The organism is Vagococcus elongatus (assembly GCF_003987645.1).
Taxonomy (GTDB): domain Bacteria; phylum Bacillota; class Bacilli; order Lactobacillales; family Vagococcaceae; genus Vagococcus_A; species Vagococcus_A elongatus.
This window is the reverse complement of the sequence record NZ_NGKA01000007.1, coordinates 17,319-38,246: the sequence shown is the minus strand read 5'-3', so window position 1 is coordinate 38,246 and position 20,928 is coordinate 17,319. Positions and strand designations below refer to the sequence as shown.

Here is a 20,928-nt window from a genome sequence, read left to right as displayed (position 1 = left end):
CTAATAAAGGGAGCTTTTTTAAATGCTTTGATTAAGTCAAATTGAGGTGAGTGTTAAAATGAGTCAGTCACAAGTTAAGGATGGTATGATTTATTTTTCAGGAGGGTCACGAGGTGTTCTCTTATTTCATGCCTATACCGGCAGTCCTAATGATGTTCGTATGTTAGGCAGGTTTTTAAATGGTCATGGCTACTCAGTAGGCTTGCCTACATTTAGCGGACATGGCACTGTCGATCCGGAAAATATTTTATCTAAAGGTCCGGCAGACTGGTGGGAAGATGTAAAAGCGAGTATAGATTTTCTTAAAAGACAAGGGGTCAAAGAAATTGCTGTTTTCGGTCTGTCTTTGGGAGGCGTGTATGGCATCAAATGTTTGGAGGAGTATGGGGATGAATTAGTCGGGGGCGGTGCTTTTTCTTCGCCTGTTTTACCTGAGACAGAAAACAATATTTTTCCAGTCTTTCTCGATTATGCCCGTAAATTAATCAAAAACAATGGCGCCAGCCAGTTAACAGAAAATCGCCGGATGGAAAATATTGAGTACCAATTAACCAAACAGCTGGAAGCTATCAAACAATTACAGACAGAGGTTCGTATGAAGCTGGGGGAAATCAAACAACCAGTGATGCTGGTTCAAGGGGGCAGAGATCGCTTGATTGACCCCGAAGCAATTTTTGAAGCGGTTAAATATTTTACTCAAACCGAGCCGCGCGTATTTTTATATCCCAATAGTGGTCATGTGGTGACGATTGGTAATGAACGTCGTCAGTTTCAGGAGGATGTGTTGTCATTTCTGACAGATATACAGTGGACAAAGGAGACAGGATGAAAAAAACAATTAGAGAAGAAATCATTTCATATATGGAAGAAAATGAAAAATCAAGTTACTCGGTGCAGGACATAGCCAAGGGATTAAAATTGACAAAAAGTGATAATTTCAAGCTGTTAGTTCAGACGATTGCCAGCATGGAACGTGATCATCAAGTGACTTTGACGGGAAAAGGGAAGGTGAAACTTGCGGCCCGCACGATTGAGATCGAAGGGACTTTCAGAGCTAATGACAAAGGGTTTGGTTTTGTCACGATTGATGACGAAGAGCCGGATGTTTATATTTCTAGAGAGAATATTGGCTATGCGTTAGATGGTGACACAGTATTGATTGATATTATCAAGCCAGCGGTTCATGGCGAAGAACAAGCAGCGGAAGGTAAGATAGTAAGTATTGTCAAACGCTCACTGACTCAAATTGTTGGCGAGTTTACCGAATATGATGATGATTTAGTAGAAGAAACAGGCTTGTATGGTTTCGTGTTGCCAAAAGAAAAAAAATTAAGTCATTATAAAATTTATATCACAGCAGCAGGAATCCGTCCGAAAGAAGGGGAAGTGTGTGTGGTGGAAGTCACCCACTATCCCGAAAAAGGCTATGAAAATCAAATCGAAGGCATTGTGAAGCAGACGATCGGACACAAAAATGATCCGGGAATGGATATTTTGTCCATTGCTATACAATACGGGATTCCGACAGAATTTTCAGCAGATGTTTTAAATCAGGCTGAAAGAGTGCCGGAAAAGGTGCTGGAAGAAGAATTTGACGGTCGCAGAGATTTACGTGACGAGCTTATTATTACCATTGATGGGGCAGATGCGAAAGATTTAGATGATGCTGTTCAAGTAAAGAAAATGGCGAACGGCAATTATTTATTAGGCGTACATATTGCAGATGTCACGCACTATGTGACAGAAAATAGTTTTCTTGATCGGGAAGCGCTGGATCGAGGAACGAGTGTTTATTTGACTGACCGCGTCATACCGATGCTGCCGCCGCGATTGTCCAACGGTATTTGTTCACTGAATCCCCATGTACCGCGCCTAACTATGAGTTGCCAAATGGAAATCAATCCACGAGGGCGAGTGGTAGCCTATGAGATTTTTGAAAGTGTGATACAGTCCAGAGAACGAATGACCTATAGCGATGTTAATTTGCTGATTGACCGAAAAGAAGAAGTCCTGCTAAAAAAATATCAGCATCTGCTTGAAATGATTGACCACATGACTGAACTTCATCATGTGTTGGCACAAATGAGAGTAGAGCGGGGGGCTATTTCATTTGAAGATCGAGAAGCACAAATTTATTTGGATGATGAAGGGCACCCTCTGGAAATCCATTTAAGGGAACGGGGAACTGCTGAAAAGTTGATTGAATCATTTATGCTGGCGGCAAATGAAACCATTGCGAAGCATTTTAACGAACAAGGACTGCCTTTTATTTACCGGGTGCATGAGCAGCCTAAGGAAAATAAAATGCAATTTTTCTTTGAGTTTATCACCAATTACGGTATCAAGGTAGAGGGGCTAAAGGATGCTCTTGACCCAAAGGAATTGCAGCGGGTTTTAAATCAGACTAAAGACATGCCTGAAAGTCCGATTATCAGTATGATGCTTTTGCGAAGTATGCAGCAGGCTAGGTACAGTGAAGAATCTTTGGGACATTTTGGGCTGGCGGCAAAGTACTATACCCATTTCACATCACCAATTCGAAGATATCCTGATTTATTAGTTCACCGCTTGATCAAAGCTTATCAACAGCAACGGCCAGTGTCAGAGAAACTGAAACAAAAGTGGCAGAAAAAAATTCCTGAGATCGCTGCCCATGCTTCCAATGCGGAAAGAAGAGCGGTTGAAGCCGAGCGTGAGACAGATGCTTTGAAGAAAACAGAGTTCATGGTACAGCATGTGGGGGAAACTTTCGATGGCTACATCAGTTCTGTGACCAAATTCGGTATTTTTGTCGAACTGCCAAACACTATTGAAGGTTTAATCCATGTGAGTCAGATGAAAGATGATTATTATCAATTTATTGAAAATCACTTAGCTTTAGTGGGCGAACGTACTCGGAAAATTTATAAAATCGGTCAGCAAGTCACAGTCAAGGTTATCAAAGCAGATGTGGATAACCGGGAAATTGATTTTGAGATTTTACGTGCTGAAAAAATCACTCAGCCTGAACTGTTTCCAAGAAAGAAAAAAGACAGAGGCGGGTCCCGCCAGTCAAAAAATAAAGGTGCGCGAAACCTTCAAGGCAGAGAGAAGAAATCTCAAGGGAAGACCGGGAAAAGAAAAAAAGAAGCTCCTTTTTATCAAAAGGCGGCAAAATCTAAGAAAAAAAGAAAAGGCAGGAGGTGATGAGTTAGATGAAAGGCAAGAAAGACAGTAATGTGATCGCACAAAATCGTAAGGCACGACATGATTATACTATTTTGGAGACGGTTGAAGCCGGCATCGTTTTGACAGGAACTGAAATCAAGTCTATTCGAGCTGGCAGAATCAATCTCAAAGACGGATTTGCTACGATTCGCCAAGGGGAAGCTTACCTTCATAATGTCCATATCGGTCATTATGAACAGGGAAATCAGTTTAATCATGATCCGTTAAGAGCACGAAAACTTTTAATGAAGAAACGTCAAATCCATCAGCTCATCGGCGAAACCAAAAAACAGGGCGTCACATTGATTCCTCTAAGAGTCTACATAAAAAATGGCTTTGCCAAAGTTTTGATTGGTGTTGCTAAAGGGAAAAAGCAATATGATAAACGGGAAGATTTGAAACGTAAAGCAATCAACCGAGAAGTGGAACGAGCGTTAAAATCAAGATAGAATTTCAGATATGTTTCTGAAAATTTTAAAAACATTTTCAATGATTGAAGTTTGGCCTTAGGATAAGATGCTTTTTTTAGCAGAAAAACCTTTGAAACTTAGGGTTTTCCACAAATTTTTACCTGCTGAATGCTTTATGAAAAAAACTTTGAATTTTAGTTTTTTTGGTGCTATGATAGGACTTATCGGAACGCAAAGCGTTCTGTTAAGCTTTGAAAAAAAGTTTATATTTGAGATGATTTAGAAACGAGGTGAGGTTTTTATGGATGAGGTATCAAAAATCATCAGGATTGGACCATTGGATTTTGATTTAACCTTAATGGGTATGACGTTACTGACGTGTATTATTATTTTTACTTTCGTTTACGTCTGCTCCAGAAATCTGGAAATGAAACCACGAGGCAAACAAAATGTATTGGAGTGGGTCATAGACTTCGTAAAGAAAATCTTGTCGGACAACTTACCATCTAGTGAGGTAAGCAACCATCACCTTTTTGCTTTCACCATGTTTCTGTTTGTTCTGGTTTCCAATGTGATTGGTTTAGCAACGAAAATTGAGATACACGAAGGAAATCAAGCAGTCAGCTATTGGAAAAGTCCAACAGCAGATCCCGTCGTAACATTGACGCTGGCGACAATCGTGATACTGTTGACCAATTATTTTGGGGTTCAAAAATTTGGGTTTAAAAACTATTTTAAAAACAGCTATGCAGAGCCGGCTAAGTTTTTAATGCCTATCAAGCTGATGGAAGAAGTTACCAATGTTTTAACGTTAGGCCTGCGGTTGTACGGAAATATCTACGCCGGTGAGGTTTTGCTCACTCTGATCACAATGATGGCAACAAGTAAAGGGATCTTTAGTTTTATCCCGTCGCTGCCTTTAGAAATGATCTGGCAAGGATTTTCGCTTTTCATCGGAGGTATCCAAGCGTTTATTTTTGTGACACTTTCGACTGTTTATCTGTCTCATAAGATAGAAGCAGAAAGTTAAATTTTTTTGTACAGTAAAACATTTAGGAGGAACAACTCATGGAAGGTTTAAACTATATTGCAGCATCAATTGCTGTTTTCGGATCTGCTATCGCAGCAGCTTATGGTAACGGAAAGGTTATTTCCAAAACATTAGAATGTATGGCTCGTCAGCCGGAGATGTCAGGGGAGTTAAGAAGTACCATGTTTATTGGTGCCGGACTGATTGAAGCTGTGCCGATTCTTGGAATCGTTGTCGCATTACTGCTAGTCTTCTTAGGATGATTCAGGCGAAATAATAATCAAATGCTTAATGAAGGCAGATAAATGCGAAAGATTCGTTACTGCTTTCTTTCTAAAAAAGGAAGAAGGGAAGGGAGGCAATCATGACTGATTATTTCTTAATTGGAAGTACACCTAACACTACTTTGACAAGCATGGCCTTTGTTTCGTTGTCTTTTGTGCTACTTCTACTATTAATTAAGAAGTTTGCCTGGCAACCAATGACCAAGATGCTTGACAAGCGTGCCGAAACAATTGCTAATAATATTGACGATGCTGAAAGATCAAAAATTACCGCCGCTCAACTCGTGGCTGAAAATGAAGCCATTTTAAAACAATCCCGAGCGGAAGCAGCGGAAATTGTTAGAAAAGCTAAAGAAGTGGCTGAAAAAGATGCAAACGTGATTATTCAAGATGCCCATGCGGATGCAAAACGTCATCTTGAACAAGGAAAAAAAGAGCTGGAAATTGAAAAGGCAAAATTGATTGACTCAGCTAAACATGAAGTGGCTGACTTATCAATTGAAATTGCTGAAAAAATCATAAAAAAAGAATTGGATTTGGCAACTCATCAGGAATTGATAAATTCTTATATTGAAGGGCTGGGTTCTCAAAATGAAGACTGAAGCATTGGTTGCTGGCCGTCGTTATGGGAAAATTCTTTATGAGACAGCTAAAAAAGAAAATAACATCGAGTCTGTTCATGATGAGATACTGGTTCTAAGAGAAATTTTTGAAGATGTGCCAGAACTTGGCAATATTTTAAGTGATGATCGTCTAGAACCTTTTGAAAAAGTAGATATTCTACACGAACTAGATAAAGAATTTGGAGACACTGTGTCTAAATTTCTTCATGTCATTTATGAATACGGGAGAATGAGTGAAATTCCTGACATCATCAATGAATTTGAATTCTTTTATTATCAGGATAAAGGAGTCCTTGTTGCCGATGTGACTTCAGCAGTTGCATTGACTGAAGTACAGGAAGAAGCTCTGGCAGAAAAAATCCGTGTCATGACAAATTCTGAAAAAGTGATTCTCAGACAGTCTGTTGACCCGGATATTTTGGGCGGCATCATAGTGAATGCCAATAACCGACTATTAGATAGTAGTGTCGCAACAAAATTGAAAGAAATGCATCGTGAGTTACTAGCGTAGAGTATTGAAAAAGAGGTGAAGGAAATGAGCTTAAAAGCGAAAGAAATAAGCACGCTCATTAGACAACAGATTGCCAACTATTCGGATGCTTTACAAGTAGAAGAAGTTGGGATAGTTACTTACGTTGGAGACGGTATTGTTCGTGCCTATGGTCTGGAAAATGCCATGGCGGGAGAATTGCTGGAATTTTCAAACGGGTCGTACGGCATGGCCGAAAACTTGGAAGAAAAAGACGTAGGGATTATTGTATTAGGTGAATTTGAAAATATCCGTGAAGGAGATAAAGTCACACGAACCGGTAAAATCATGGAAGTCCCAGTGGGAGAAGAACTGATAGGACGTGTTATTAATCCTTTAGGACAGCCGGTTGACGGCAGGGGAGAAATCAACACTACTCGGACACGGCCGATCGAGGCTGCTGCACCGGGAGTGATGGACCGGGAGTCTGTTTCCGAACCCCTTCAAACAGGGCTAAAAGCAGTGGATGCTTTGGTGCCGATTGGTCGGGGACAACGGGAACTTGTAATCGGAGACCGTAAAACTGGGAAAACGAGTATCGCCATTGATACAATCATCAATCAAAAAGATGAGGACATGATTTGTATTTATGTGGCTATCGGTCAAAAAGAATCTACTGTCCGCGGTTATGTGGAAACTTTGAAAAAATTTGGTGCATTGGATTACACGATTGTCGTGACAGCCAGTGCGTCACAACCTGCACCATTATTGTATATCGCTCCGTATGCTGGAGCAGCTATCGGTGAAGAATTTATGTATAACGGCAAACATGTTTTGGTAGTTTATGATGACTTGTCAAAACAGGCCGCAGCTTATCGTGAGATATCGTTACTATTACGCCGTCCGCCGGGACGTGAAGCTTATCCGGGGGATGTCTTTTATTTGCATTCACGTTTATTGGAACGGGCAGCAAAACTAAAAGAAGAGCTTGGCGGAGGTTCAATGACAGCCTTGCCTTTTGTAGAAACTCAAGCTGGAGATATCTCTGCTTACATTCCAACGAATGTCATTTCTATTACCGACGGCCAAATTTATTTACAAAGTGATTTGTTTTATTCTGGTGTCAGACCAGCAGTGGATGCCGGTCTATCCGTCTCTCGTGTGGGAGGTTCAGCACAAACTAAAGCGATGAAAAAAGTAGCCGGCACCCTTCGCGTGGATTTAGCCAGCTATCGAGAATTAGAAGCCTTTACTCAATTTGGTTCTGATTTAGACGCTGCAACTCAAGCAAAGCTGAACCGTGGACGACGGACAGTTGAGATTTTGAAACAAGGCTTGCATCAACCGTTGTCAATGGCAAAACAAGTAACGATTCTTTATGCACTGACACGCGGATTTATTGATGATATTCCTGTGGGAGATGTGTTGCGTTTTGAAAAAGAATTATTCGAACATATAGAAAATTCTCATCCAGATATTTTTCTTTCGATACAGCGGACAAAGACCCTTCCGGAAGAGAAATTATTGGACGATGTTATCAAAGAATTCAAAGGATTCTTCACATTTAGCAAAGATCAGCAAAAACCTCGGGTGCAAACAAAAAGTTAAAAAGGATGGTGAGATGTTTTGGCAGAATCATTAGTTGAAATCAAACGTAAAATCGCCTCAACAAAAAAAACCAGCCACATAACTAGTGCCATGCAGATGGTCTCGGGCGCTAAACTTAGTCGCTCTGAGCAAGCCTCAAGAAATTATCAGCGCTATGCTGCCAAGGTTCGGGAAGTTTTGACCCATCTAGCTGCAGCCCAGTTAGAAGAAATGGATAGTGAATCTGACGAAGGTTCTGGTTTAGGGGAAGAGAAGGCTGACATGCACATGATGCTGAAACCTCGTCCCGTGAAAAGAACAGGATATATCGTCATCACTAGCGACAAAGGATTGGCTGGCGGCTATAATAGCTCGATTATCAAGCAAACATTGCAGATGCTGACTTCTGATCATAAAAGCGACAGCGAGTATGTCTTGATGACAGTAGGTCGTACGGGAACTGACTTTTTTAGAAAACGAGGCTCTAATATCGCCTATGAATTGCTGAATGTATCAGATCAGCCGGTTTTCGATGAGCTAAGTGAATTAGTCAGATCTGCGATACAGATGTATGAACAGGGAATTTATGATGAGTTGTATGTTTGTTATAACCATCACATCAATTCACTGTCTTCTCAGTATCGAGCAGAAAAAATGTTGCCTGTTTCTGACTTGGAAGTGGAAGAAGTTAAGAAGTATGAGCAGGAGTATATTTTGGAACCTTCTGAAGATGTGATTTTAGATCAACTCCTTCCTCAATATGCAGCTAGTCTGATCTACGGAGCAGTCCTTGATTCGAAAACTGCTGAGCATGCGGCACGTATGACAGCAATGAAGAGCGCTACGGATAACGCAGCACAAATCATCGATAATTTATCATTAAAATATAATCACGCTCGACAAGCAGCGATTACTCAAGAAATTACTGAGATCGTCGGCGGAGCAGCGGCACTAGAGTAATGACGGGAGGAAATCAAAGTGAATTCTGGTAAAATTGTACAAGTCATCGGTCCCGTTGTCGATGTTGAGTTTCCAATGGACGAATCTTTGCCTGATATCAACAATGCATTGATTGTTTATAAGCGTGACTCCAAAAAGAAAGTAGTTTTAGAAGTAGCTTTAGAGCTTGGAGACGGAGTCATTCGCTCCATTGCAATGGAATCGACAGACGGTTTGCAACGGGGAATGGAAGTCTTGGATACGGGAGTGCCGATTTCTGTTCCAGTTGGAAAAGATACTCTGGGACGTGTATTCAACGTGCTAGGAGATACCATTGATTTAGGCGAACCTTTCAGTGAAAATGCTGAAAGAAGCAGTATACATAAAAAAGCACCGACTTTTGACCGGTTATCCACAAGCAGTGAAGTTTTAGAAACTGGGATAAAGGTCATCGACTTGCTGGCTCCTTATTTGAAAGGGGGAAAAGTCGGTTTGTTCGGTGGTGCAGGTGTAGGTAAAACAGTATTGATTCAGGAATTGATCAATAATATTGCACAAGAACATGGGGGTATTTCTGTTTTTACAGGTGTTGGTGAAAGAACACGTGAAGGAAATGACCTTTATTATGAGATGAAGGAGTCCGGTGTTATCGAAAAAACAGCGATGGTTTTCGGCCAGATGAATGAGCCTCCCGGTGCAAGAATGCGGGTAGCATTAACTGGTTTGACGATTGCTGAATATTTTCGTGATGTGGAAGGACAAGACGTTCTGTTGTTTATCGACAACATCTTCCGTTTCACACAAGCGGGTTCCGAGGTTTCTGCCTTACTGGGACGGATGCCTTCAGCTGTCGGTTATCAGCCGACATTGGCTACTGAGATGGGGCAGCTGCAAGAACGAATCACGTCGACACAAAAAGGTTCGATTACTTCTATTCAAGCGATTTATGTCCCGGCTGACGACTATACTGACCCGGCTCCTGCTACAGCATTTGCCCACTTGGATGCTACGACCAATTTGGAACGTAGTTTGACAGAGATGGGGATTTATCCGGCGGTTGACCCGCTGGCATCAACGTCTAGTGCATTGACACCAGAAATTGTTGGTGAAGAACACTATAAGGTGGCAACAGAGGTTCAGCGAGTTTTACAGCGTTACCGTGAGTTGCAGGACATCATTGCAATTTTGGGAATGGATGAATTATCTGAAGAAGAAAAAATTCTAGTTGGTCGTGCGCGACGTATTCAATTTTTCTTATCTCAAAACTTTAATGTAGCAGAACAATTTACAGGCCAGCCCGGTTCTTACGTTTCGATTAAGGAAACGGTGCGAGGGTTTAAAGAACTGCTGGAAGGCAGACATGATCATTTGCCGGAAGAAGCTTTCCGTAATGTCGGCAGTATTGATGACGTTATTGAAAAAGCTGGAAATCTGGGCTATTAGAAACGGAGTGATCAAAAATGTCTAAACTGCATATTCAAGTCGTTACCCCAGATGGTTTGGTTTTTGACGGGGACGCCGGATTTTTAGTAGCTCGTACTCCGGAAGGCGAAATCGGTATTATGTCTAATCATCTGCCTTTGATTGTCCCGCTTGCGATTGACTCTTTGGTGATTAAAGAAGAGCGGGGCGGCAAAATTATTATGACGATAGCGGTCAATGGGGGTATCATGGAAGTTCGTGACAACCAAGTGTCAATTTTGGCTGATAGTGCGGAGCAGGCTGGCGAGATCGATTTAGATCGGGCGATGCGTGCGAAAGAACGAGCGGAACGAAATTTGGAAAAAGCGAAAAAAGACCATCATATCGACAATATGAAACGGGCGGAAGTTGCACTAAATCGTGCCATCAACCGAATTCATGTGTCGAGAAAATAGAACACAAAGTCACAGGCTAAAGTCTTTGACAAGTAAGAGGCTTGCCTAAAAGTTTAAAGATAGAGAAAATCCCATGAAATCATTTTTTGAAACATTGATTTCGTGGGATTTTTCAATTTATTATTTTTTTTCGGGCGTGTAAAAATACTCTTGGAATAGCCGCTCGGTTATTTTTTTATTGTACTTAATTCTTTCAAAGTTCTGTCAAGATTGGCAGCGTGCCAATTTTCCAATTTGAAAACAGAATTTGCTACTCCTGCATAATAACCGCTCATCCTCCAATCACTTAATTCTTTTTGTTGCGCACTCAATAGAATGGAACTGTCAGCCGTTTTAATGTCTATCGTGTAATTTAAACCAGTTTCTTTGATGGAAATACTTTCAATCTCTGAAAGGGGTAACACAAGAGACTCTTTTTTCTTGATGTTGGTTGTAACGCTGTTAGAGAAGGGAACTAGTACAATTTCATCTTCAGAAATCAGCAAGACATAATAATTACCGCTGAAAAAACTTGCGATTTTCCCACTTAAATTATCACTTTGATACTTAACGACGATAGCTCGGCCTTCTTTCGGTGTGAACCCCATTTCCTTTATGACAGTTTCAATCTTTTTTTCTTTTGCCATCCCTTTTTTCCTCCTTAGATATTGATAACCACTGATTACAGAATAAACTAGTAAGTTGATGATTGGAGAAAAGCGAATGTATCTTTTCTTTTTGCGAAGTAAAATTTAGAAAAAGCCTCTTTTTTATAAAAAAGGAAACTGAAGGTTCATTATGGTGTGGTATACTATGCTAAAAAAGGAGAAGTTAGTGATGGAAGGTGAAACTTTTGGGGAAATATTTTCCAGTTTTCGTCAAAAGAAGGGGTATACAGTGAAAGAAACAGCAGAAAACATTGTTTCCGTCCAATTTTTGCGTCGGTTTGAAAAAGGAGAAAGCGACATCACATTGACGAATTTTTACGAGTTGCTAAATAGGATCAATGTCAGCTTTGAAGAATTTATGTTTGAAAGTCAGAAAGATTCTGTTGATGCCATGGTGGAAAACATTGAACAACAGCTTGATCAATTTCTATTCGAACAAAATACACTTAAATTTAGACGTTTGATTGACTATTTGGACGAGAATTATATCCGAACAGGCAATAAACGTTACAAACATATTTCTGTAGTCGCCCAAGGGATGTATGACCATTATTTTTTTGAAACTTATAGACCAGACAGCAAAGAGTTGGAAGACTATCTTTTGCAATGCGAAACATGGGGAAAATATGAGTTTTTCCTTGCTTGCTACTCTACATTTCTTTTCAATAATGAAACACTTGTTATCTTGGCAGAACAGTCTTTTCGCCGGAAAGTAAAAAGTCGATCCACCCGTCATTATTTTATCGATTTTTATTTACAGGTCTGCCAGAAATTGATCCGAAAAGATGACTGTGATATTGCAGACAGACTGCTAAAAAAATATGAGACAGAAGAAGATATCAGACCGATTTTACAGTATCTCAGTTTTAATGTTTTTGCAAAGTATCTAAGGGGGTTACTGCAAATAAAAAAAGGTGATGAGAGAGGCAGAGAAGTTTGCGAACAAATCATCAATTTTTTTGATAAATCGATTGATTATCAAGGCTATGCTAGTGGACTTCACCGTCTTTACTTGAAAATATACATGGAGAGTCCTTTGGTTGTGAAATAAAGTGACTGATCTATAATTCCCAAAATGAAGAAAATCCCATGATTTCAATGTTTTAGAAAAACGATCTCATGGGATTTTTAATTTGTAAATTTCGTGTTTTACCCTTAAAGGCAATTGATAGACCAGTTTTTTTAATACCATGTCAAGCAGCAAAGGGCGGGAAATAGTTGGTCAAAAAAATTCACCTTTTTGTTTTATAAAGTTAATTATGATAAACTGATTTTAATCGAAGTAGAAAAGAGGAGAAAGATGCAAACTTATCAAATTTATGGTGTTGAAGCGTTAATTAGGGTAGTTTGCCATTTTGGTTTTATTTATTCGGCGTTCTGGGGAGTTCAATCATTGGATTATGAAAGATGGTTCAAAAAAACAAACCCTGGACAAATCCGGATGTTCCTTATGCTTTTGTCAATCGCAATCGGATACACGGCAAGTTCAATGGTTTTAGAATGTTTTGCTCTATTGTCAAATTTTGTCTTCACACTATTACAGTAGCGGTATCCCTAAAGCATAGAGTTTCCATTTAGAATGAATTATGCTATACTACAAAGGCTTATTTAATTAATTTGGAGGGAAAACAATGGAACATATCATTGTTCAAGGCGGCCGACAACTCGAAGGAACAGTTAAAATTGAGGGAGCAAAAAATGCAGTACTGCCTATATTAGCAGCTGCTTTGCTGGCTGAAGAAGGCGTAACAAAGCTTACAAATGTGCCGATCTTATCAGATGTTTTTATGATGAACGAAGTGATCAAGCACTTGAATACGAAATTAAATTTTGATGAAGAAACTAATACTGTCACAATAGATGCTACAGATGAATTAAAAAATGAAGCACCTTATGAATATGTCAGTCAAATGCGTGCGTCGATTGTTGTGATGGGTCCGCTGTTGGCACGTACCGGTCATGCACGTGTTGCCATGCCTGGGGGATGTGCAATCGGAAAGCGTCCAACGGATTTGCATCTGAAAGGTCTTCAGGCGCTGGGAGCAACTATTACTCAGGAAGACGGTTATATTGAAGCTATTGCAGAAAATGGCCTAAAAGGGGCTCGTATCTATTTGGACTTTCCAAGTGTAGGAGCCACACAAAATATTTTGATGGCAGCTGTTAAAGCTAAGGGAAAAACAACTATCGAGAATGCTGCAAGAGAACCAGAAATTGTAGATTTGGCTAACGTTTTAAATAAAATGGGTGCCAAAATCATGGGTGCCGGAACTGAATCTATGCGAATCGAAGGTGTGGAACGTCTCCATGCTGTTGACCACCGCATCGTTCAAGACCGGATAGAAGCCGGAACGTTCATGGTAGCAGCAGCAATGACTAAAGGAAATGTATTAATTGAAGAAGGAATCATCGAACACAATCGTCCACTAGTCTCCAAGTTGCGTGAGATGGGTGTGATTGTTAGCGAAGAAGAAGAAGGTATTCGCGTAATCGGACCTGAGCAATTAAAGTCGACTGATATCAAGACGTTGCCTCATCCTGGATTTCCAACGGATATGCAAGCACAGATGAGTACGATTCAAGTGATTGCTGAAGGGACAAGTGTGATCACAGAGACAGTTTTCGAAAATCGTTTCCAGCACTTGATAGAACTTGGCAGAATGGGTGCCAGTTATAAAATTGATAATAATGTTGCTTATATTTTTAATAAATCTAATCTGACTGGTGCAGAAGTGGCGGCGACAGACTTGCGGGCGGCTGCAGCTCTTGTTTTGGCCGGGTTAGTGGCTGAAGGTCGCACCAAAGTAACACATCTGGAATATTTAGACAGAGGTTATTATAAATTCCATGAAAAATTAGCAGCATTAGGTGCGTCTATCGAACGCATCGATTCTGCTGGAAACAAAGTAGCAGAAAAATCAAATCAACAAACCGTAAAAAAGTAAGGTGAGAATAATGTCAGACGCATGGAAGCACATTTTAATCCAGCTATCTAAGGTACTGCTTTTTGTCTTGCTGCTGATTATTTTGTTTTACATCGGTTTGATGATTGGCTATGGCGGCATCGGAGACGGGAAGCCGACTGGTGTATTTGATGCGCAAGTTTGGGACCATATAACAGATTTTTTAAAAAAATAATAATAGAAGACAAGGTGAAAGGTGCTTTGTCTTTTTTATTGTGAGAGTTAAGGGTGACGTGAAGTGAAACGACTATTATTGAAGCTTGTGCATTTTTATCAGAAATATATATCGGCTGGCAGGCCAGCTTCCTGCCGGTATCATCCCACGTGCTCTCAATATATGGCAGATGCAGTCACGTACCATGGAGCGCTGAAGGGATTTTTAATGGGAATCGCCCGTATATTACGGTGCCATCCATTCGTAAAGGGAGGAATCGATTATGTTCCGTTGCGCTTCACTCTTAAAAGGAACCCCGACGATCATTATCCCGGTCCTTACGAAAAAAAATGATTTAAGGAAATTAGCAGTTTAAATAGAAAGATAAAAGAATAGGAGCGTTTTGAATGGCAATTCTAGCATTTGATTGGGGCGGCACAAATATCAAATTTGGTGTTTGGCATGATGAAAGATTACTTGGACAGGGACTATTTCCCACACCGAAGAGTTTAGAAAGTTTGGAAGCACAACTTTTATCCACAAAAAAAGAATTAGAAAAATCTTATGATTTTGAAGGTGTTGCCATCAGTGCTCCGGGAGCAGTCAACTATGATACAGGAGTGATTGAAGGCATCAGTGCCATCCCTTATATACATCATTTTGGTATTCGGGAACGGTTGAGTGAATTGTTTCAACTGCCAGTTAAAATTGAAAATGATGCGAACGCAGCAGGGATCGCCGAAGTTTGGCAAGGAGTAGCCAAAGGGTTATCTAATGTGTTGTTCATTGTCATCGGCACAGGTATCGGCGGTGCTATTTTACAAAACGGCAAAGTAAATGTGGGAGCTCATCGGTATGGCGGAGAATTCGGCCTCATGTATATGGATAAAGACAATACTTTCAGCGGGGTTGGAACCGGCGTCAAGATGGCCCAGCGGTATGCTGAGAGAAAAGGTCTCCCAGCTGACAGCATTTCAGCAAAAGAAGTCTTCGAATTGGCTTCCCAAGGGGACGTGCTGGCTCAGGAGGAAGAAAACAATTTTTATGATTATTTGGCACAAGGGCTTTTTAGTCTTCAATTTTGTTTTGATCCTGAATGTTTAGTTCTCGGCGGTGGTGTCTCAGCAAAAGAAGGATTGGCTGAAGAAATTACTAAACGGGTACAGGTTTTAATGGATCAGCATAATTTAAAAGATTTTAAACCAGACATCAGAGTCTGCCATTTTAAAAATGATGCCAATTTGATTGGTGCGGTGGCTTCTTATTATCAGCAAATGGAGTAATCTCTACTCCTTTTGCCGGTAATTAGTTTTGATAGAATTGTCAGAAAATTCTTGACTTTGCAGACGAATTGTTTTATATTAAGACACATCTTGAAAGATAAGAAAACGATGAGAATTTGGAGTGGTTGAAATGAAAAAGAAACTTTGGCTATTGTTAGCAGCTTCATCTATGCTGCTGGCAGCATGTACATCTGGCGGCGGAGGAACCTCCAGTACAGATGAGAAGAAAAGTAAAGAAGCATCAGGGGATACAATTAAAATTGGATTGAACTATGAGTTGTCAGGTGCTGTGTCTGCCTATGCGCTGCAACAAAAAGATGCCATCGAGATGGCTGTGAAAGAAATCAATGATGACGGCGGTATCTTAGGTAAACAAGTAGAACTTGTCAGTAAAGATAATAAATCTGAAACAGCCGAGGCGGCGTCCGTTGCAGGCAGTTTGGCTGAGAATGATGAAATTGTGGCAGTGTTTGGCCCGGCAACTTCAGGGGCCTTCAAAGCGAGCATTCCGCAAATGATGAAAGCTGGAATCCCGGCGATTAGTCCATCTGCAACAGATGATGAAGTCACGGTCACTGATGGTAAATTGAAAGAATTTATTTTCCGGACTTGTTTCCAAGATTCTTTCCAAGGAGTTATTTTGGCAAACTATGCAGAAAATAATTTAGGTGCGAAAAAAGCTGTCATCATTGGGGACAATTCCAGTGATTATGGTAAAGGCTTGACGAAAGCATTTAAAGAAACTTATAAAGGCGAAATTGTCTTGGAAGAAAACTTTGCTGCTAAAGAAAAAGATTTCAAAGCAATGTTGACAAAAATTAAAGGTAAAGACTTTGATGTGATTTATTTACCGGGTTATTATGAAGAAGCTGGTTTGGTTATCAAACAAGCTAGAGAAATGGGAATCGATCAGCCGGTGTTAGGGGCAGACGGTTTCTCAGACCCTAAATTAGTCGAACTAGCTGGTGCCAGCAACATGAATGATATTTACTACACGTCTCACTTCTCAGAAAATGCACCGGCAAATGATAAAGTTCCTGAATTTGTTGAAAACTTTAAAGCAAAATATAAAACTAGTCCAAGTTCATTTAATGCGTTGGCCTATGACACGATGTATCTATTAAAAGATGCTATCGAAAGAGCTGACTCGACAGACCGGACAAAAGTCAAGGACGCGATTGCAGAAACTAAAGATTTTGTCGGTGTGACAGGAACAATGTCAATTGATGAAAATCACAATCCTCAGAAGCCGGCAGTTGTTATCGGCTTGCAAGAAGGAAAAGAAGAGTCATCAGAAATCGTTGAACCGTAATTAAAGAATAAAAAGCAAGGAATGGCTAAAACTATTCCTTGTTTTTTAGTAAGAGGGGATTTCCGTATGGAGAATATTTTACAGCAATTAGTAAATGGCCTATCTCTAGGAAGTATATATGCGTTGATCGCATTAGGCTATACGATGGTTTATGGTATTATAAAGTTGATTAATTTTGCCCATGGGGAGATATACATGCTGGGGGCGTTTATTGGCTATGTGTTTATTCAATATTTTCACCTGCCTTTTTTTGTTGCTCTTGTGGGAGCCATGATTTGTTGTGCGGGGATTGGTGTTCTGATAGAGTTTCTCGCTTACCGCCCGTTGCGTGGATCGACAAGAATTGCAGCTCTGATCACAGCGATTGGTGTGTCATTTTTGATTCAAAATGTCATGAAATTGAGATTTTTTGCCGGTGCAGAACCTCGAGCGTTTCCTCAGGCCATTGAGCAAAAAATGATTGAAGTAGGGCCAATAATGGTATCTAATATCCAGTTATTAATTTTGGGTACTACGGTTGTATTGATGTTGGGACTTCAAATCATTGTGATGAAGACCAAGATGGGTAAAGCGATGCGTGCAGTGAGTGTGGACGCTGATGCTGCCATGCTGATGGGAATCAGTGTCAATCAGACCATCTCCTTTACGTTTGCTATCGGCTCTGCTTTGGCAGCCGCTGGCGGTGTGATGATTGGTTTATACTACAATAGTATTGACCCGATGATGGGTGTTACGCCGGGACTGAAAGCTTTTGTTGCCGCAGTGTTTGGCGGTATCGGTTTGATTCCAGGAGCAGCATTGGGAGGATTTTCTATCGGTTTGATTGAAACTTTTGTCAGTGCCTCGTCCATTGAAGGGTTGTCAGCTTATAAAGATGCCATCGTTTATTTTATTCTAATCATTGTATTATTAATTAAGCCGACTGGTTTGCTGGGTAAAAATACGAAAGAGAAAGTGTAGGAGGAGTCAGATGAGAAAGAATCTAAAATATAACCTTTCGTGGCTGCTGCTGGCTGTCGCGGTCTACCTTGGGATTTTCGTGTTGAAAAGCGTGGGTTTGTTGAGCGGTATTGTAGAGGACACGTTATCGTTGATTGGTATCAATGTCATACTAGCCGTCGGTTTAAATTTGATTATTGGATTTTCCGGACAGTTTTCTTTGGGACATGCTGGATTTATGGCTATCGGTGCCTATGCAACGGCGATTTTTACTCAAATACAGTCAACTTATACGGGGTTTTTGCTAAGTATTTTGATTGGTGTCGGGATTACCATCGTTGTGGCGCTAGTTGTCGGGATTCCAACTCTGCGTTTAAAAGGGGACTATTTGGCGATTGCCACATTAGGAATTGCTGAAATCATCCGTATTTTGATTGTTAATGGGAAAGATGATTTATCCCAAGGGATTTTTGCCACAGGCGGTGCGGCAGGGGTTTTTGGTATTGTTGATTATGCTAACTGGGAAGTCATTTATATTTTTATGGTATTAACGACGATTATTATAGCGAATTTCATTCATAGCAGTACCGGGCGGACAGTTCTTTCCATACGTGAAGATGAAATTGCCGCTGAAGCTATGGGAGTCAATTCGACAAAAGTAAAAGTTTTAGCCTTTGTTTTGGGAGCTGCTACAGCAAGTATTGCAGGCTCACTCCATGCCAGTTACATTCAAACCATAGTTCCCGGTGATTTTGGTTTTATGAAGTCCGTTGATATTTTAATTATCGTCGTGTTCGGTGGTATTGGCAGTTTGACTGGTAGTTTTGTGGCTGCTATCCTGTTAGGTATTTTAAACCATGTTTTGAGAAATGTTCAAGCCATCAGTGATTACCGGATGATCGTTTATGCTTTGGCGCTAATCATCATCATGATTTTTAAACCCGGTGGATTGTTAGGTAAAAAAGAACTTTCAATGAAAAAATTATTTCAGCGAATAGGTAAAGGAGGAAAAGAAAATGCCTCTGTTGACCGTTGATCGCTTAACTAAAAACTTTGGCGGTTTAGCCGCTGTTTCCAATGTTTCTATCCAGTTGGAGGAAAACGAACTTGTTGGTTTGATAGGGCCGAATGGTGCCGGAAAAACCACACTATTTAATTTGTTGACGGGGGTTTACGAACCCTCAGAAGGCAGTGTAACGTTTAATGAGAATGGAAAAGAAACATTACTGAACAAGATGAAGCCCTATGCAATCGCTGATTTGGGCATCAGTCGAACATTTCAAAATATTCGTCTATTTAAAGATTTGACCGTGCTGGACAATGTATTGATTGGGTTTAATAGTAAAAATAAACAAGGCATTTTCAGCAGTGTTTTGCGGTTGCCGAGTTTTTATCGTCAAGAAGCCGAATTAAAAGAACGTTCCATTGAATTGCTGAAAATTTTCGATATGGAAAACGAACTAGAAACCTTGGCGAGGAATCTTCCGTACGGTCAGCAGCGCCGTTTGGAAATTATCCGGGCGCTGGCGACACAACCGAAACTTTTGTTTTTGGATGAGCCGGCAGCAGGGATGAATCCACAAGAAACCGCGGAACTGACAGAGTTGATTCGAAAAATCCATCAAGAGTTCGGTATCACGATAGTCTTAATCGAACATGATATGTCTCTGGTGATGGATGTTTGTGAGCGTCTGTATGTGTTAGAATATGGACAGTTGATTGCTCAAGGGACTCCTGCGGAAATCAAAGAAAATAAACGTGTGATTCAAGCGTATCTAGGTGGTGAAATTTAGTGCTGAAAGTAAAAGATTTAACCGTAAAGTACGGAGTCATTGAAGCAGTGCATGGTGTCTCTTTTGAAGTCAAAAAGGGAGAAATCGTTTCACTGGTGGGGGCCAACGGTGCCGGAAAAACGACGATTTTAAGAACGATTTCCGGTCTTGTGCGTCCGGCAGGAGGAAGTATTCAATTCAAAGAGTTGGAATTGACAAAAACTGCACCGCAAAAAATCGTGGCTGCGGGACTTTCACAAGTTCCAGAAGGTCGTCATGTATTTTCGGGACTATCAGTCATGGAAAATTTGGAGATGGGTGCCTTTCTGAAAAAGAAAAATCAAGATTCAAAAAGAGTGCTACAAGAAGTTTTTGAACGTTTCCCCATTTTGGCAGATAGAAAAAATCAAGATGCAGCCACATTATCAGGCGGGGAACAGCAAATGCTTGCCATGGGGCGGGCGTTGATGTCAGAACCGGATTTATTACTGTTAGACGAGCCTTCAATGGGTCTGGCTCCTATTTTTATCAAAGAGATATTTGATATTATTCAGGAAATTCAAAAACAAGGGACGACGGTCCTTTTGATTGAGCAGAACGCAAACATGGCTTTGTCAATAGCTGACAGAGGTTATGTGCTGGAAACGGGCAGTCTTGTGCTTAGCGGCACGGGTGAAGAATTGCTTGCAAGTGAGGAAGTCAGAAAAGCTTACTTAGGAGGATAATCGAATGATCGTTGAATACTATATGACAACTGATTTGGTAACGATTGAACCGGAAACTAAAATTTATGATGCAGTAGAAGTGATGAATCAGCATGAAATTCATCGTCTGCCTGTTTTAAAAGATGGCAAGCTTGTTGGTTTGATTACGGAAGGAACCATTCAAAGCGCCATGCCGTCTAAGGCAACCAGTTTAAGTGTTTATGAAGTCAATTATTTACTTAATAAAACCACCGTGGCCGAAACCATGATCCAAGAGGTTGTGACTATCAAACCTACGGCGCTTCTGGAAGATGCTATCAAGCGAATGCGTGAGAATAATGTAGGCGTACTGCCAGTATGTGACGGCGAAAGATTAGTAGGGATCATTACGAACAATGATATTTTTGATGCCTTTTTGGAAATCACCGGATACAATCAGGAAGGTCTCAGAGTGACGATTGAGATTGCTGAGGACCATCGTGGGGTGCTTGCCCGTTTGACCGCTCTATTTGCAGAGAACCATATGAATATCGTACAAATTGTTGTTTTCCGTCACGAAGGACAGCCTACAATCGTTGTCCAACTAACCAATGCAGAAGAAGAGAAAGTCAGAAATATTCTGTCTGCTCATGATTTTGTCGTGAAGTCCGTAGTTGAAACAGCAAAAGAAGATTAATCAGATACTGCTTTATTTTAATACTAATTAATAGATGATAGATAGACTCCTG

General features: G+C 40.5%; 24 protein-coding genes. 23 read left to right on the top strand and 1 reads right to left on the bottom strand.

Annotation, left to right across the window (positions count from 1 at the left end):
* The first annotated feature begins 58 nt into the window (after positions 1 to 58).
* The 11 genes from CBF29_RS05730 to CBF29_RS05680 all read left to right on the top strand — a co-directional run bounded on the left by CBF29_RS05730 (position 59) and on the right by CBF29_RS05680 (position 10,426).
* Positions 59 to 829, top strand: coding sequence for an alpha/beta hydrolase (locus CBF29_RS05730; RefSeq protein WP_126808342.1), 771 nt, complete (start codon positions 59 to 61; stop codon positions 827 to 829).
* Positions 826 to 3,186 (top strand): ribonuclease R, encoded by a 2,361-nt coding sequence (gene rnr / locus CBF29_RS05725; protein ID WP_126808340.1) that lies wholly within the window; start codon positions 826 to 828, stop codon positions 3,184 to 3,186. Before CBF29_RS05730 ends, rnr begins: the two co-directional genes overlap by 4 nt.
* Positions 3,187 to 3,194: 8 nt before the next feature.
* On the top strand, positions 3,195 to 3,656 hold the full coding sequence (smpB, locus tag CBF29_RS05720; protein ID WP_126808338.1) for an SsrA-binding protein SmpB: 462 nt from the start codon (positions 3,195 to 3,197) through the stop codon (positions 3,654 to 3,656).
* A gap of 262 nt (positions 3,657 to 3,918) precedes the next feature.
* Positions 3,919 to 4,647, top strand: coding sequence for a F0F1 ATP synthase subunit A (atpB, locus tag CBF29_RS05715; RefSeq protein WP_126808336.1), 729 nt, complete (start codon positions 3,919 to 3,921; stop codon positions 4,645 to 4,647).
* Between the two features lie 38 nt (positions 4,648 to 4,685).
* A complete protein-coding gene (gene atpE / locus CBF29_RS05710) occupies positions 4,686 to 4,910 on the top strand; it encodes a F0F1 ATP synthase subunit C (protein ID WP_126808334.1) in 225 nt (74 codons plus the stop codon).
* A 101-nt stretch (positions 4,911 to 5,011) separates the two neighbouring features.
* Entirely contained in the window at positions 5,012 to 5,533 is a 522-nt protein-coding gene (gene atpF / locus CBF29_RS05705) for a F0F1 ATP synthase subunit B (RefSeq protein ID WP_126808331.1), read from the top strand.
* A complete protein-coding gene (atpH, locus tag CBF29_RS05700; RefSeq protein WP_126808329.1) occupies positions 5,523 to 6,065 on the top strand; it encodes an ATP synthase F1 subunit delta in 543 nt (180 codons plus the stop codon). Before atpF ends, atpH begins: the two co-directional genes overlap by 11 nt.
* 24 nt (positions 6,066 to 6,089) lie before the next feature.
* Positions 6,090 to 7,631 (top strand): F0F1 ATP synthase subunit alpha, encoded by a 1,542-nt coding sequence (gene atpA / locus CBF29_RS05695; protein ID WP_126808327.1) that lies wholly within the window; start codon positions 6,090 to 6,092, stop codon positions 7,629 to 7,631.
* Between the two features lie 18 nt (positions 7,632 to 7,649).
* Entirely contained in the window at positions 7,650 to 8,570 is a 921-nt protein-coding gene (locus tag CBF29_RS05690) for a F0F1 ATP synthase subunit gamma (protein ID WP_126808325.1), read from the top strand.
* An 18-nt stretch (positions 8,571 to 8,588) separates the two neighbouring features.
* Positions 8,589 to 9,992, top strand: a complete 1,404-nt coding sequence (atpD, locus tag CBF29_RS05685) for a F0F1 ATP synthase subunit beta (RefSeq protein ID WP_126808323.1) — start codon at positions 8,589 to 8,591, stop codon at positions 9,990 to 9,992.
* 17 nt (positions 9,993 to 10,009) lie between these two features.
* Entirely contained in the window at positions 10,010 to 10,426 is a 417-nt protein-coding gene (locus CBF29_RS05680) for a F0F1 ATP synthase subunit epsilon (protein WP_126808321.1), read from the top strand.
* A gap of 167 nt (positions 10,427 to 10,593) precedes the next feature.
* Here CBF29_RS05680 and CBF29_RS05675 read toward each other — a convergent pair whose 3' ends face one another.
* A complete protein-coding gene (locus tag CBF29_RS05675) occupies positions 10,594 to 11,052 on the bottom strand; it encodes a hypothetical protein (protein ID WP_126808319.1) in 459 nt (152 codons plus the stop codon).
* Positions 11,053 to 11,242: 190 nt separating this feature from the next.
* Here CBF29_RS05675 and CBF29_RS05670 point away from each other — a divergent pair, with 190 nt between their 5' ends.
* The 12 genes from CBF29_RS05670 to CBF29_RS05615 all read left to right on the top strand — a co-directional run bounded on the left by CBF29_RS05670 (position 11,243) and on the right by CBF29_RS05615 (position 20,876).
* Positions 11,243 to 12,124, top strand: coding sequence for a helix-turn-helix domain-containing protein (locus CBF29_RS05670; protein WP_170170000.1), 882 nt, complete (start codon positions 11,243 to 11,245; stop codon positions 12,122 to 12,124).
* Positions 12,125 to 12,373: 249 nt separating this feature from the next.
* Positions 12,374 to 12,619 carry a DUF1146 family protein gene (locus CBF29_RS05665; protein WP_126808316.1) on the top strand — a complete coding sequence of 82 codons (246 nt, stop codon included), beginning with the start codon at positions 12,374 to 12,376 and terminating at the stop codon, positions 12,617 to 12,619.
* An 85-nt stretch (positions 12,620 to 12,704) separates the two neighbouring features.
* Positions 12,705 to 14,018 carry a UDP-N-acetylglucosamine 1-carboxyvinyltransferase gene (gene murA / locus CBF29_RS05660; protein WP_126808314.1) on the top strand — a complete coding sequence of 438 codons (1,314 nt, stop codon included), beginning with the start codon at positions 12,705 to 12,707 and terminating at the stop codon, positions 14,016 to 14,018.
* Between the two features lie 10 nt (positions 14,019 to 14,028).
* Entirely contained in the window at positions 14,029 to 14,211 is a 183-nt protein-coding gene (locus tag CBF29_RS05655) for a DNA-directed RNA polymerase subunit beta (protein WP_126808312.1), read from the top strand.
* Positions 14,212 to 14,274: 63 nt separating this feature from the next.
* Positions 14,275 to 14,544, top strand: a complete 270-nt coding sequence (yidD, locus tag CBF29_RS05650) for a membrane protein insertion efficiency factor YidD (RefSeq protein WP_126808309.1) — start codon at positions 14,275 to 14,277, stop codon at positions 14,542 to 14,544.
* Between the two features lie 53 nt (positions 14,545 to 14,597).
* Positions 14,598 to 15,473: an ROK family protein gene (locus CBF29_RS05645; protein WP_126808307.1), complete on the top strand. Its 876-nt coding sequence runs from the start codon at positions 14,598 to 14,600 to the stop codon at positions 15,471 to 15,473.
* Positions 15,474 to 15,603: 130 nt separating this feature from the next.
* Positions 15,604 to 16,785 carry an ABC transporter substrate-binding protein gene (locus CBF29_RS05640; protein WP_126808305.1) on the top strand — a complete coding sequence of 394 codons (1,182 nt, stop codon included), beginning with the start codon at positions 15,604 to 15,606 and terminating at the stop codon, positions 16,783 to 16,785.
* Positions 16,786 to 16,851: 66 nt separating this feature from the next.
* Positions 16,852 to 17,745: a branched-chain amino acid ABC transporter permease gene (locus tag CBF29_RS05635; RefSeq protein WP_126808303.1), complete on the top strand. Its 894-nt coding sequence runs from the start codon at positions 16,852 to 16,854 to the stop codon at positions 17,743 to 17,745.
* Between the two features lie 10 nt (positions 17,746 to 17,755).
* On the top strand, positions 17,756 to 18,760 hold the full coding sequence (locus tag CBF29_RS05630; RefSeq protein WP_126808300.1) for a branched-chain amino acid ABC transporter permease: 1,005 nt from the start codon (positions 17,756 to 17,758) through the stop codon (positions 18,758 to 18,760).
* Positions 18,741 to 19,517 carry an ABC transporter ATP-binding protein gene (locus CBF29_RS05625; protein ID WP_126808298.1) on the top strand — a complete coding sequence of 259 codons (777 nt, stop codon included), beginning with the start codon at positions 18,741 to 18,743 and terminating at the stop codon, positions 19,515 to 19,517. The genes CBF29_RS05630 and CBF29_RS05625 overlap by 20 nt, the downstream gene beginning before the upstream one ends.
* On the top strand, positions 19,517 to 20,221 hold the full coding sequence (locus tag CBF29_RS05620) for an ABC transporter ATP-binding protein (protein ID WP_126808296.1): 705 nt from the start codon (positions 19,517 to 19,519) through the stop codon (positions 20,219 to 20,221). The genes CBF29_RS05625 and CBF29_RS05620 overlap by 1 nt, the downstream gene beginning before the upstream one ends.
* Positions 20,222 to 20,225: 4 nt before the next feature.
* Complete coding sequence (locus CBF29_RS05615) at positions 20,226 to 20,876, top strand: CBS domain-containing protein (protein ID WP_126808294.1); 651 nt, start codon at positions 20,226 to 20,228, stop codon at positions 20,874 to 20,876.
* The last annotated feature ends 52 nt before the right edge of the window (positions 20,877 to 20,928 follow it).

What these genes read in the sequence shown, in the direction of transcription:
- atpB (WP_126808336.1), top strand. Translation starts at nt 3,919, where the DNA reads ATGGATGAGGTATCAAAAATCATCAGGATTGGACCATTGGATTTTGAT.
- CBF29_RS05670 (WP_170170000.1), top strand. Translation starts at nt 11,243, where the DNA reads ATGGAAGGTGAAACTTTTGGGGAAATATTTTCCAGTTTTCGTCAAAAG.
- rnr (WP_126808340.1), top strand. Translation starts at nt 826, where the DNA reads ATGAAAAAAACAATTAGAGAAGAAATCATTTCATATATGGAAGAAAAT.
- murA (WP_126808314.1), top strand. Translation starts at nt 12,705, where the DNA reads ATGGAACATATCATTGTTCAAGGCGGCCGACAACTCGAAGGAACAGTT.
- CBF29_RS05615 (WP_126808294.1), top strand. Translation starts at nt 20,226, where the DNA reads ATGATCGTTGAATACTATATGACAACTGATTTGGTAACGATTGAACCG.
- CBF29_RS05645 (WP_126808307.1), top strand. Translation starts at nt 14,598, where the DNA reads ATGGCAATTCTAGCATTTGATTGGGGCGGCACAAATATCAAATTTGGT.
- atpF (WP_126808331.1), top strand. Translation starts at nt 5,012, where the DNA reads ATGACTGATTATTTCTTAATTGGAAGTACACCTAACACTACTTTGACA.
- CBF29_RS05665 (WP_126808316.1), top strand. Translation starts at nt 12,374, where the DNA reads ATGCAAACTTATCAAATTTATGGTGTTGAAGCGTTAATTAGGGTAGTT.
- CBF29_RS05640 (WP_126808305.1), top strand. Translation starts at nt 15,604, where the DNA reads ATGAAAAAGAAACTTTGGCTATTGTTAGCAGCTTCATCTATGCTGCTG.
- atpA (WP_126808327.1), top strand. Translation starts at nt 6,090, where the DNA reads ATGAGCTTAAAAGCGAAAGAAATAAGCACGCTCATTAGACAACAGATT.
- smpB (WP_126808338.1), top strand. Translation starts at nt 3,195, where the DNA reads ATGAAAGGCAAGAAAGACAGTAATGTGATCGCACAAAATCGTAAGGCA.
- CBF29_RS05675 (WP_126808319.1), bottom strand. Translation starts at nt 11,052, where the DNA reads ATGGCAAAAGAAAAAAAGATTGAAACTGTCATAAAGGAAATGGGGTTC.
- CBF29_RS05730 (WP_126808342.1), top strand. Translation starts at nt 59, where the DNA reads ATGAGTCAGTCACAAGTTAAGGATGGTATGATTTATTTTTCAGGAGGG.
- CBF29_RS05655 (WP_126808312.1), top strand. Translation starts at nt 14,029, where the DNA reads ATGTCAGACGCATGGAAGCACATTTTAATCCAGCTATCTAAGGTACTG.
- CBF29_RS05680 (WP_126808321.1), top strand. Translation starts at nt 10,010, where the DNA reads ATGTCTAAACTGCATATTCAAGTCGTTACCCCAGATGGTTTGGTTTTT.
- CBF29_RS05630 (WP_126808300.1), top strand. Translation starts at nt 17,756, where the DNA reads ATGAGAAAGAATCTAAAATATAACCTTTCGTGGCTGCTGCTGGCTGTC.
- atpH (WP_126808329.1), top strand. Translation starts at nt 5,523, where the DNA reads ATGAAGACTGAAGCATTGGTTGCTGGCCGTCGTTATGGGAAAATTCTT.
- CBF29_RS05625 (WP_126808298.1), top strand. Translation starts at nt 18,741, where the DNA reads ATGCCTCTGTTGACCGTTGATCGCTTAACTAAAAACTTTGGCGGTTTA.
- CBF29_RS05635 (WP_126808303.1), top strand. Translation starts at nt 16,852, where the DNA reads ATGGAGAATATTTTACAGCAATTAGTAAATGGCCTATCTCTAGGAAGT.
- atpE (WP_126808334.1), top strand. Translation starts at nt 4,686, where the DNA reads ATGGAAGGTTTAAACTATATTGCAGCATCAATTGCTGTTTTCGGATCT.